At 68.9% G+C, this 11044-nt stretch carries 10 protein-coding genes and 1 pseudogene; 8 read left to right on the forward strand and 3 right to left on the reverse strand.

Translation table 11 applies throughout. The features are described from left to right. The first annotated feature begins 123 nt into the window (after positions 1 to 123). The 6 genes from RBJ65_RS41425 (at position 124) to RBJ65_RS41450 (ending at position 6263) form a co-directional block, all read left to right on the forward strand. Positions 124 to 969 carry an NAD(P)-dependent oxidoreductase gene (locus tag RBJ65_RS41425; RefSeq protein ID WP_306322515.1) on the forward strand — a complete coding sequence of 282 codons (846 nt, stop codon included), beginning with the start codon at positions 124 to 126 and terminating at the stop codon, positions 967 to 969. Between the two features lie 297 nt (positions 970 to 1266). Continuing rightward, entirely contained in the window at positions 1267 to 2052 is a 786-nt protein-coding gene (locus RBJ65_RS41430) for a DeoR/GlpR family DNA-binding transcription regulator (RefSeq protein WP_306322516.1), read from the forward strand. A gap of 45 nt (positions 2053 to 2097) precedes the next feature. Continuing rightward, positions 2098 to 3474: a sugar ABC transporter substrate-binding protein gene (locus tag RBJ65_RS41435; RefSeq protein ID WP_306322517.1), complete on the forward strand. Its 1377-nt coding sequence runs from the start codon at positions 2098 to 2100 to the stop codon at positions 3472 to 3474. Beyond that, a complete protein-coding gene (locus RBJ65_RS41440) occupies positions 3471 to 4412 on the forward strand; it encodes a carbohydrate ABC transporter permease (protein ID WP_306322518.1) in 942 nt (313 codons plus the stop codon). The genes RBJ65_RS41435 and RBJ65_RS41440 overlap by 4 nt, the downstream gene beginning before the upstream one ends. Next, complete coding sequence (locus RBJ65_RS41445; RefSeq protein WP_306322519.1) at positions 4412 to 5245, forward strand: carbohydrate ABC transporter permease; 834 nt, start codon at positions 4412 to 4414, stop codon at positions 5243 to 5245. The genes RBJ65_RS41440 and RBJ65_RS41445 overlap by 1 nt, the downstream gene beginning before the upstream one ends. 28 nt (positions 5246 to 5273) lie before the next feature. Next, positions 5274 to 6263: a zinc-dependent alcohol dehydrogenase family protein gene (locus RBJ65_RS41450; RefSeq protein WP_306322520.1), complete on the forward strand. Its 990-nt coding sequence runs from the start codon at positions 5274 to 5276 to the stop codon at positions 6261 to 6263. Positions 6264 to 6331: 68 nt separating this feature from the next. On the opposite strand, the gene RBJ65_RS41455 is transcribed toward RBJ65_RS41450, so the two are convergent. Together RBJ65_RS41455 and RBJ65_RS41460 are read right to left on the reverse strand one after the other, a co-directional pair. Further along, a complete protein-coding gene (locus tag RBJ65_RS41455) occupies positions 6332 to 7297 on the reverse strand; it encodes a PRC and DUF2382 domain-containing protein (RefSeq protein WP_306322521.1) in 966 nt (321 codons plus the stop codon). 243 nt (positions 7298 to 7540) lie between these two features. Continuing rightward, positions 7541 to 7808, reverse strand: a pseudogene (locus tag RBJ65_RS41460) (NUDIX domain-containing protein); the annotation flags it as partial. Between the two features lie 354 nt (positions 7809 to 8162). Here RBJ65_RS41460 and RBJ65_RS41465 point away from each other — a divergent pair. Both RBJ65_RS41465 and RBJ65_RS41470 read left to right on the forward strand, forming a co-directional pair. After that, on the forward strand, positions 8163 to 9287 hold the full coding sequence (locus RBJ65_RS41465) for a S1 family peptidase (RefSeq protein ID WP_306322522.1): 1125 nt from the start codon (positions 8163 to 8165) through the stop codon (positions 9285 to 9287). A 314-nt stretch (positions 9288 to 9601) separates the two neighbouring features. Further along, positions 9602 to 10303, forward strand: a complete 702-nt coding sequence (locus tag RBJ65_RS41470; RefSeq protein ID WP_306322523.1) for a hypothetical protein — start codon at positions 9602 to 9604, stop codon at positions 10301 to 10303. Between the two features lie 83 nt (positions 10304 to 10386). Here the strand turns inward: RBJ65_RS41470 and RBJ65_RS41475 are convergent. After that, the coding region (locus RBJ65_RS41475) for a TerD family protein (RefSeq protein WP_306332207.1) at positions 10387 to 11044 on the reverse strand (658 nt) is incomplete at its 5' end.

Consider the following 11044-nt stretch of genomic DNA (forward strand, 5'->3'; position numbering starts at 1 on the left):
GGCGGGGTCAAGCGTCCGAACTTGCCCTTAATGCCGCTCCCTTGACGGGTGTGACAGCACTCCTTAGCGTTTCCCTGCATCCACGAATGTGAATACCGCACACGGACACGGAGATCACACGCCATGCCAGTCCCCTCCACGCCCCGCACCATCCTGCTCACCGGCGCGGCCGGCGGACTCGGCACCCTGATGCGCGAGTTGCTGCCGCCGCTCGGTCACGAGCTGCGCCTGCTCGACGTGCGCCCGGTCGCGGACGCCCCGGACGCGATCGTCGCCGACCTGAACGACACGGACGCGCTGCGCGAGGCGGTGCGCGGCGTCGACGGCGTGCTGCACCTCGCCGGCATCAGCCTGGAGTCGACCTTCGAGAAGATCCTCGACTCGAACATCAAGGGCACGTACCACCTCTACGAGGCCGTACGCGAGGAGGCCGCGTCCCGCGCGGACGGCACCGCCCCGCGCGTCGTCTTCGCCTCCTCCAACCACGCGGTCGGCTACACGCCGCGCCCGCACGTCGAGGACGGCGCGCCGCTGGTCCCGGTCGGGACGCCGCACCGCCCGGACACGTACTACGGCCTGTCGAAGTCGTTCGGCGAGGACCTCGCCCAGTTCTACTGGGACCAGCACGGCATCGAGACGGTCTCCGTGCGCATCGGCTCGTGCTTCAAGGAGCCCACGGACGTCCGCATGATGTCGGTGTGGATGAGCCCCGGCGACGGCGCCCGCCTCTTCCACGCGGCGCTCACCGCCGAGAAGGTCGGCCACACCGTCGCCTACGGCTCCTCCGCCAACACCCGCCTGTGGTGGGACCTTTCGAGCGCCCGCGCCCTCGGCTACGAGCCGCAGGACGACTCGGAGGTGTACGCGGAGAAGCTGCTGGCCGAGTTCGGCCCGCTCACCGACGACAACCCGGCGCACCGGTACCTGGGCGGCCGCTTCATCAACGACCCGCCGATCTGGCCCCACTGACACACACGTACCGACACACACGTACGCGAGACGGCGGGCGGGCACCGAACGGGCCCGCCCGCCGTCTTGTTCGGGCACCCGCCCCGCCCGAACCCACACCCTCCCCCGCTCCCGTGCAGGTCCGCGCCGGACCCCGCGCCCCGCGAAACGGGCAGGAACGGGCGACATCGGGCCCGCTGCGGGCCTGTCCACCTCGGCGTACCCCCGGTACAACTTCCGGTGCGGGCCCTTCCGGGCACGCGAGAGCCCGAACGGGCAAGGGCCGGCGGGGACGACGAGGAACGGACAGCGGACGGTATGGGCGGCACGGAGGTCGGCGGCATGAGCGCGGAGGAACGGCAGCGGGAGATCGTGCGGGTCGCACGGCACTCCGGCTCCGTCGACGTCACCGAACTCGCGGCCACGCTCGGCGTCGCGAAGGAGACCGTACGCCGCGATCTGCGCGCCCTGGAGGACCACGGCCTGGTGCGGCGCACGCACGGCGGGGCGTATCCGGTGGAGAGCGCCGGGTTCGAGACGACGCTCGCGTTCCGCACGACGATGCACGTACCGGAGAAGCGCCGGATCGCCGCGGCGGCGGCCGATCTGCTCGGTGACGCGGAGACCGTCTTCGTCGACGAGGGGTTCACCCCGCAGCTGATCGCCGAGGCGCTGCCCCGCGACCGGCCGCTGACCGTCGTGACCGCCTCCCTCGCCACGGCGGGCGCGCTCGCCGAGAACGACAACACCAGCGTGCTGCTGCTCGGCGGCCGGGTCCGCGCGGGCACGCTCGCGACCGTCGACCACTGGACGACGAAGATGCTCGCCGGTTTCGTCGTCGACCTCGCCTACATCGGCGCCAACGGCATCTCCCGCGACCACGGCCTGACCACCCCCGATCCGGCGGTCAGCGAGGTCAAGGCGCAGGCCATCCGGGCGGCGCGGCGCACCGTGTTCGCGGGCGTGCACACGAAGTTCGGCGCGGTCAGCTTCTGCCGTTTCGCGCCGGTCGGCGCCCTTGAGGCGATCGTGACCAGCACCCAGCTGCCCGCCTCCGAGGCGCACCGCTACTCGCTGATGGGGCCGCAGGTCATCCGCGTCTGACCAGCCGTGTCCGAGACACCCACAACTCCGACTCCAGGAGCCTCGATGCGAACCCAGAGCCGACGCCGCAGGCCACCGGGCAGACTGCTCGTGACGGCCGCCGCAGGCACGCTGCTCGCCCCCCTCTTGTCCGGCTGTTGGGTCGGCGCGGGCGGGCTCGGCAGCGGCGGTGACTCCCTCAACGTCCTGATGGTGAACAACCCGCAGATGGTCGAGTTGCAGAAGCTCACGGCCAAGCACTTCACGCGGGAGACCGGCATCAAGGTCAACTTCACGGTGCTGCCGGAGAACGACGTCCGCGACAAGATCAGCCAGGACTTCGCCAACCAGGCGGGCCAGTACGACGTCGCGACGCTCTCCAACTACGAGATCCCGATCTACGCCCGCAACGGCTGGCTGCGCCCCCTCGACCCGTACATCAAGAAGGACAAGGGCTTCGACCAGCAGGACATCCTCGCCCCCATGCGCGAGTCGCTGACCGGCGACGACGGCAAGCTGTACGGCGAACCGTTCTACGGCGAGTCCTCCTTCCTCATGTACCGCAAGGACGTCTTCGCGAAGAAGGGCCTCAAGATGCCCGCGCACCCGACCTGGCGGCAGGTCGCGGACCTGTCGGCGAAGGTCGACGGCGCGGAGAAGGGCATGAAGGGCATCTGCCTGCGCGGGCTTCCCGGTTGGGGCGAGTCGATGGCGCCGCTGACGACGGTCGTGAACACCTTCGGCGGCACCTGGTTCGACAAGGACTGGAAGGCCCGCCTCGACGACAAGGGCTTCAAGGACGCCACCAAGTTCTACGTCGACCTCGTACGCAAGCACGGCGAGTCCGGCGCCGCCCAGTCCGGCTTCGCCGAGTGCCTCAACAACCTCACCCAGGGCAAGACCGCCATGTGGTACGACGCCACCTCCGCGGCCGGATCTCTGGAGGCGTCGAAGTCCCCGGTCAAGGGCAAGATCGGCTACGTATCGGCGCCCGTCGAGAAGACGAGGTCCAGCGGCTGGCTCTACACCTGGGCCTGGGGCCTGCAAAAGGCGTCCCCGAACCCCGACAAGGCGTGGAAGTTCGTCTCCTGGGCGTCCGGCAAGGAGTACGAGAAGCTCGTCGGCGAGAAGTTCGGCTGGGCCAACGTGCCCGCCGGAAAGCGCGCCTCCACGTACGACATCCCCCAGTACAAGGCCGAGGCCGCCCCCTTCCAGGCGCAGACGCAGGCCGCGATCGAGGGCGCGCGGGTACGCGATCCGGGCGTGCAGCCGCGGCCCGCGCCCGGCATCCAGTTCGTCGGCATCCCCGAGTTCACCGACCTCGGCACCAAGGTCTCGCAGGAGATCAGCGCGGCCGTCGCGGGCCGCCAGTCGGTCGACACGGCGCTCGCCAAGTCCCAGAAGCTCGCCGCCGAGATCGCGAAGGAGTACGAGGGCCGATGACGACGACCACGACCTCAGCTCCGGCGCCCCGCACCGCTCCCGCGCCGACCGCCCCGCGCCCGCCGGGCAGGCTGCGCGCCTGGGCGACCAGGGGGCCGCTGCTGCCCGCCCTGGTCTTCATGATCGTGGTGACCCAACTCCCGTTCGTGGCCACGCTCGTGATCTCGTTCTTCGACTGGAACGCGCTGTACCCGGACGCCCGCCAGTTCACCGGATTCGGCAACTACACCGAAGTCCTCACCGACCCCGATCTACGCAAGTCGGTCCTCACCACGATCGTCCTGACGGTGACGGTGGTCGTCGCGAGCCTCGTCATCGGCCTGGCGCTCGCGCTGCTCCTGGACCGCCGCTTCCGGGGCCGTGGCCTGGTCCGTACGCTGCTCATCGCGCCGTTCCTGATCGTCCCTGTGGCTGCGGCGCTGCTGTGGAAGCACGTCCTCTACAACCCCGAATACGGGCTGCTCAACGGCCTGTTGCACTATGTGGGCGGCCCGCAGCCCGACTGGATCTCGAAGACGCCGCTGATCGCCGTGGAGATCTCGCTGATCTGGCAGTGGACGCCGTTCATGATGCTGATCCTGCTCGCGGGCCTCCAGTCGCGATCCCCCGAGCACATCGAGGCGGCGCGCGTGGACGGCGCGGGGCCCTGGCAGATCTTCCAGCACCTCACCCTGCCGCACCTGCGCCGCTATCTGGAGCTCGGCGCCCTGCTCGGCTCGATCTACATCGTGCAGAACTTCGACGCCGTCTTCACGATCACCTCGGGCGGCCTCGGCACGGCCAACCTCCCGTACACCGTCTACCAGTCCTTCTACCAGGCCCACGAGAACGGTCTCGCCTCCGCGGCCGGCGTCCTGGTCGTCATCGGCTCGATCATCATCGCGACGTTCGCGCTGCGCGTCGTGTCGTCGCTGTTCCGCGAGGAGGTGTCACGCTGATGACATTCTCGACTTTCCTGCGCGGCAAGGGACTTGGGCTGCTCGCCTGGCTGGCCGGCATCGTCTTCTTCCTGCCCATCGCCTGGATGGCGCTGACGTCCTTCCACTCGGAGGCGGACGCGGCGAAGAACCCGCCGGCCTTCGCCGCCTCGCTCACCCTCGACGGCTACCGCGACTTCTTCGGCGCGGACGGCGGCGCGAGCCCGTGGCCCGCGCTCATCAACTCGACGGTGGCCTCGCTCGCCGCGACGCTGTTCGTGCTGCTGCTGGCGCTCCCGGCGGCGTACGCGCTGTCGATCCGCCGCGTCCGCAAGTGGACCGACGTGCTGTTCTTCTTCCTGTCGACGAAGATGCTGCCGGTGGTGGCGGGGCTCCTCCCGATCTACCTCTTCGCGAAGAACACGGACTTCCTCGACAACATCTGGCTCCTGGTCATCCTCTATACGTCGATGAACCTGCCGATCGCGGTGTGGATGATGCAGTCGTTCCTCGCCGAGGTGCCGGTGGCGGTGATCGAGGCGGCGCAGATCGACGGGGCGCGACTGCCGACGGTCCTGACGCGCGTGGTGGCCCCCATCACCCTGCCCGGCATCGCCGCGACGGCCCTGATCTGCTTCATCTTCTCCTGGAACGAACTCCTCTTCGCCCGGGTGCTGACCGGCGTCGTCGCGCAGACCGCACCCGTCTTCCTGACCGGCTTCATCACCAGCCAGGGCCTGTTCCTGGCGAAGGTGTGCGCCGCGTCGCTCGTGATCTCCCTGCCGGTGCTCGCGGCAGGGTTCGCCGCCCAGGACAAGCTCGTACAGGGCCTGTCGCTGGGGGCGGTGAAGTGAACTGCCGCAATATTCTTGGAGGTTGCACATGAAGGCCGCGATCGTCGAATCGGTGGGCAAGGTCGTCGTCGGCGAGGTGCCTGACCCGACTCCGGGCCCCCGGGACGTCGTCGTCGAGGTCGCGGCCTGCGGGCTCTGCGGCACCGATCTGCACATCCTGCAAGGCGAGTTCGCCCCTACGCTGCCGGTGGTGCCGGGCCACGAGTTCGCGGGGACGGTGGCCGAAGTGGGCGCGGACGTCACCGAGTTGATGGTGGGCGACCGCGTCGCGGTGGACCCGTCGCTGCACTGCCACGAGTGCCGCTACTGCCGGATCGGGCGGGGCAACCTGTGCGAGCGGTGGGCGGCGATCGGGGTGTCGACGGCGGGCGGGGCCGCCCAGTACGCGGTGGCGCCGGTGGCGAACTGCGTCCCGCTCCCCGACCACGTACGCACCCAGGACGCGGCCCTCATCGAACCGCTGTCCTGCGCGGTGCGCGGCTACGACGTGCTCAACGCACGCCTCGGCGCGCACGTCCTGATCTACGGCTCCGGCACGATGGGCCTGATGATGCTGGAGCTGGCCAAGCGGACCGGCGCGGCGAGCGTCGACGTGGTGGACCTCAACCCGGACCGCCTCGCGACGGCCCGGCAGTTGGGCGTCTCGGCATCGGCTGCGGGCCCCGACGAACTGGACCGCCCTACCGGCTGGGACGTCGTCATCGACGCGACCGGCAACGCGGCTGCCATCCAGGACGGCCTCGGCCGGGTGTCGAAGGCGGGTACGTTCCTCCAGTTCGGCGTCGCCGACTACGCGACGCGCGTGACGATCGACCCGTACCGCATCTACAACCAGGAGATCACCATCACCGGCTCGATGGCGGTCCTGCACAGCTACGAGCGGGCGGCGGAGCTCTTCGCGGGCGGCGTCCTCGACCCGTCGGTCTTCATCAGCGACCGGCTGCCGCTTGACCAGTACCCGCAGGCACTCGACCAGTTCGCTTCGGGGGTGGGGCGGAAGATCGTGGTGGTGCCGTGACGCGCTGACGCAGACGCGGGCCCGACCTTCGACGGCCGGGCCCGCGTGCTGCTGCCGTGCTCCTACGGTCAGTGGCGCGGCCCGTGACGGCCGAGCTTGCCCTCGCCGGGCATGCCGCCGTCGCCCTTCCCCTTCGTCGGGTCGTCGAACTCGATCTTCTCCTTGCGGACGGTGTCGGAGACCTCCTTCGTCTCCGTGACCTTCTCGGTCTCCAGCCTGACCCGCTCGACCGGAACCGTCTCCTTGCGGACGACCGCGCGCTCCGCGTGCAGCGTCACCTCGGTCTCGGCCTCGCTGATCGTGGCCTTGCCGCGGTTGCCGTCACCCTCGCGGATCGGTTCGCGCACGACGCGGACCTCTTCGTGGGACACGGGCACGGAGGTCGTGACCTTCTCCGTCTCCACGGTCTTGCGCAGGTGCGCGTGGCCGACCTCCTGCTCCTCGACGCCGACGCGCAGGCGTTCCTCGGAGCGGATCATCTCGTCGGCCTTGCCGCCGTCGCCGCTGATGTCGGCGCCGGAACGCATGGCCGGCTCCGGCTCCCGTGCGGCAGCGCCCGCGTGCCGCCCGCCGTCCGAGCGCGCACCGGCGGCGCCGCCCGTGACTCCGGCCATGCCCGCGGCGCCCGCGGTACCGGCCGCGCCCATCTGACCGGTACCTGCGGCCTGCTCCGGCCGCTGCGGCCGGTTGTCGGCGGAGTCCGCCCCGGCACCGGCGCGGGTCATGCCGTAGTGGGCGTACAGCTGGCTCTTCTCGGACTCGTCGAGGTGCTGGTCGGCGTCGACCCTCGGCGCGTCCTTCACCGCTTCCTTCGTGTACCGGACGGTGAGCCGGTCGGCGTCGTGCGTGGCGCCCTTCAGCGGCACGAAGGTCTCCTTCATGCCGAAGAGCCCCGTCTTGACCGTCACCCAGTCGGCGTCGCCGGTCCTGTCATCGAGGTAGACCCGCTCGACGCTGCCGATCTTTTCCCCGGTGCGGTCGTACGCGGTGAGCCCGACGAGGGCGTCCGGGTTGTTGATCCCGCTCTGCGTCATGCGTGATCACTCCCTTCGGGCCATGGAGGCGGCCGATGGCCGCCGCTCGAACCATGTGCCTCACGTCCATCGCGCGGCGCCCCCGGCCGCTTCGCAACAAGGGGGTTCACTTGACGTAGCTGTCTTGCCTGGTCGGGGCGGTTTCGGGGCCCCATGGAGGGCCCCGGCGGGAGACCGGTCCAGCCCTCCAGCGTGCCGCCATACGGGTGAACGGTTGGTGTCTACCACCGCCCGGTCCTTTCGTTAGGCTCGCGCGTCCCCGCATCGGCGCGCGTGCAGCACAAGGAGTGCGGCCACGGCGTTCGCCGACCGGATCTCCCCGAGCCCGATCAACTCCGGCACCTTCTCCAGCGGCATCCACTCACGGCGCGACGACTCGAAGTCGTCCTCTCGGGCCCGGCCGCCACCCGGTCTCCTCCTCGAACTCCCGCGCCGCCACCTCGGCCGGATCCTCACCCTCACCGGTGCCGCCGGACGGAAGCTCGTAGCCCCACGCGTCCGTGATGAGCCGAGGTTTCCCCGCACTCTCACCATCGACCGGGCAGTTGACCACCCTGCTCCTCAACTACCCGCCTGAACAGGGGATTTCTACAGCGCCTGCGCCGCCGGCCGCACCATGCCCGCACCGTCCGCGACTTCACCAAGTCGCCCATGCCCGCCACCTCCCACTCGCCGGAGAACCGGCGGATGAGCTCCCGCGAAACAGCTCAGTGGTTTTCGGCCACGACTCGTGCGTTCCGGCCAACGTGCGCGCGCAAGCGGACTATTCACATCCAAGTCACCGCTTGCCCACCTCAACTCACCATCCTCACCCGAAGCACAGTGATCAAGGGATTCATTGCCCCAAATGCAGAGGGAAGCGGACGTGCACAGACGGAACCGTTTATATCGTGGAATAGGTGCGGCGGCGGCCAGTGCAGTACTTGTACTGACTGCCCTGACCACCACTGCCCACGCGGCACCGGCACGGATCACGGATCCGGCCAAGGCGACCGCCATTACGCGGCAGTTGGGCAGCGCGCGCACAGCCGGTGTCTATTACCGGGAAGACCGAATCGTTGTCGCGGTGACGGATCAGGCAGCCGCGGAAACCGTGCGCGATGCCGGGGCGGTGGCGGAGGTCGTCCCGCACAGCACGGCCGAACTCAAATCCGCCAAGGCCGGCCTGGATGAGATGGCGGGAGTTCCCAACACCTCCTGGAGCATTGACCAGCGCAACAACCGGGTGGACGTTCAGCTCTACGACGGCGTCTCCGCAGCCGACCGGGACCGCATCGTGAAAGTCGCCGCCGAGTACGGAGACGCGGTCGACGTCACCGAACGCTCCGGCAAGATCGAACGGACCGCCTACGACATGCGCGGCGGCCTGGGCATCACGTCGGAGTACTCTTCCGGCGGTTCGAACTGGGTCGTCACCTGCAGCGCCGGGTTCAACGTCCAGAACTCCAGCGGCAAGAAGTACCTGCTCACGGCCGGGCATTGCATGAACAATGGCGCCGTCACATGGAACCGGAGAAGCGGCGACATTCCGCTCGGCAGAGCGACGGAATGGTACTACGGGAACAATACGGATCAGTCCGATTACGGGGTGGTGGAGTACACCAACAGCAACGTCACGCCTTACGGCACGGTTCAGTACCGAGACGGTTCGACAAGTCAGATCACGCGTTCCGCCTCGGCGTTCGAGGGGGAGAAGGTCAAGCGCATCGGAACCATGAGCCAGGACCTCGTCGGCATGGTGCTGAAAACGGACGCCACCGTCACTTACGACGACGGCACCACGCTTCACCACATGATAGAAGCCAGCAATTGTGCCATTCACGGTGACAGCGGAGGTTCGCTGTTCAGCGCCGAGACGGCTCTTGGTATTCAGTCGGGCGCCAATTACGCCGACGAGCCGTGCGGCGATTCGGACAGTCAGGCCGACCGCTCCAGCTGGTACACCCCGGTTTATCGGGTCCTCTCTCAAGAGGGCTTGGCGGTCTACTAGTCCGCGCGCTGTTTCAAGGAATCGTTGAGGAACCGGAGTACGCCGCTGCCCGTCGAAGGTGTACTCCGGGGATCGAATCCGTCATCGACCGTCACGAGGTCTCCATGCACACGCGATCGAAGCGCCTCGTCAGCCTGTTGCTGGCATTCCCTCTGAGTGCTTGTCTCCTCGTCGGTTGCGGCGACCACCCAAGTGACAGGGACGGGCGCGCGCACCCTCAGTCGCTCCGTGCGCAAGAAGCGCGCGCCCGTCAAGTGGCGGCCGCCTGGAAGGGATCCACGGCCGCCGATTCCTGGCGGCAGGGTTACTTCCCGATGAGCGATGTGCTCCACGAACCGGATTCCGGCTGGCACAGCGCGGCGGACCAGCATGCCTACGAAACGCGTAACTTCGTCCTACGCGGGGATCTGCCGACCGCCGAACCTGCGCAAGGGAAGGTGACCTGGGGGCACGGAGACTCCCTCGACCGTCCACTGCTCGGCGCGGAGCAGGCCTATCAGTCGTTCGCCCTCAACCGCAGCGAGGGGCCGCGGCTGACTGTGACGGGGGCGAAGCTCGGCACGGCGACGATCGCGACGAGCCGGGGCACGGCAACCGTCCCTGCCTGGCTCTTTACGCTCCAGGGCTACGCGGCCCCGCTGACGCGCGTCGCCGTCACCCCGTCGAAGCTGCCCGCCCCCGCACCGATCGGACAGGTCCGCCAGGGGGCCGCAGGTGGTCTCAGGGGTGTCCAGCTGGCCGAGCCCGCAACGGAAGAACGCTTCGTCACGGTCAGGGCGACACACGGGTCCTGCGACGACGGCCCCGTGGTCAAGGCGCTGGAAACGAATGAGGATGTGGTGCTGTACGCCTCCACCGCAGGGGTGAAAAGCGGACCCTGCTCCAACCGGATGACCGAGAAGAGTGTGAAGGTGAGACTGCGGAATCCGCTCGCCGACCGCGTACTCCTGGACGCCCTCACCGGCCGACCGGTGCCGTACGGAACACTCAACAGCGGTTCACCGAGCTGGACTTGAGAGAACTTCGGCCAAGGCGACCGGTCGGACGGCGCCCCACGCGAGAATCCTCGCGGGACTCCGCCCGACCGACCCGCACGTTTCTACAGCGCCTTCGCCGCCGGCTTCACCATCCCGCGCACCGTCCGCGACTTCACGAATTCGCCCATGCCCGTCATCTCCCACTCGCCGGAGAACTGGCGGATGAGCTTGGCCATCATCACGCCCGTCTGCGACTCCGCGTTCGTGAGGTCGAAGCGGACCAGTTCCTCGCCGGTCGCCGCGTCGATGAGGCGGCAGTACGCCTTGGCGACCTCGGTGAACTTCTGGCCGGTGAAGGAGTTCACGACGAAGACGAGGCCCGTGACCTCCTGCGGGATGCGGCCCAGGTCGACGACGATCACCTCGTCGTCGCCCGCGCCCTCACCCGTGAGGTTGTCGCCGGAGTGCTTGATGGCGCCGCCCACGATGGAGAGCTTGCCGAAGTAGCAGCTGTCGACGTGGTTGCGCTGCGGCCCGTACGCGATGACCGACGCGTCCAGGTCGATGTCCTTGCCCCGGTACGCGGGCTCCCAGCCGAGGCCCATCTTGACCTGGGAGAGCAGTGGCTTGCCGCCCTTGACCAGGGACACGGTCTGGTTCTTCTGGAGGGAGACGCGGCCCTTGTCGAGGTTGATCTTCCCGGAGCCCGGCGCCGGGGCGGGCGCGGCGGCGGCAGGCGCGGCGGCGGCAGGCGCGGCGGCGGCAGGCGCGGCGGCGGCA

This window comes from Streptomyces sp. KL109B, assembly GCF_030766935.1.
Lineage (GTDB): Bacteria > Actinomycetota > Actinomycetes > Streptomycetales > Streptomycetaceae > Streptomyces.

What these genes read in the sequence shown, in the direction of transcription:
- RBJ65_RS41430 (WP_306322516.1), top strand. Translation starts at nt 1,267, where the DNA reads ATGGGCGGCACGGAGGTCGGCGGCATGAGCGCGGAGGAACGGCAGCGG.
- RBJ65_RS41450 (WP_306322520.1), top strand. Translation starts at nt 5,274, where the DNA reads ATGAAGGCCGCGATCGTCGAATCGGTGGGCAAGGTCGTCGTCGGCGAG.
- RBJ65_RS41455 (WP_306322521.1), bottom strand. Translation starts at nt 7,297, where the DNA reads ATGACGCAGAGCGGGATCAACAACCCGGACGCCCTCGTCGGGCTCACC.
- RBJ65_RS41425 (WP_306322515.1), top strand. Translation starts at nt 124, where the DNA reads ATGCCAGTCCCCTCCACGCCCCGCACCATCCTGCTCACCGGCGCGGCC.
- RBJ65_RS41470 (WP_306322523.1), top strand. Translation starts at nt 9,602, where the DNA reads ATGAGCGATGTGCTCCACGAACCGGATTCCGGCTGGCACAGCGCGGCG.
- RBJ65_RS41440 (WP_306322518.1), top strand. Translation starts at nt 3,471, where the DNA reads ATGACGACGACCACGACCTCAGCTCCGGCGCCCCGCACCGCTCCCGCG.
- RBJ65_RS41435 (WP_306322517.1), top strand. Translation starts at nt 2,098, where the DNA reads ATGCGAACCCAGAGCCGACGCCGCAGGCCACCGGGCAGACTGCTCGTG.
- RBJ65_RS41445 (WP_306322519.1), top strand. Translation starts at nt 4,412, where the DNA reads ATGACATTCTCGACTTTCCTGCGCGGCAAGGGACTTGGGCTGCTCGCC.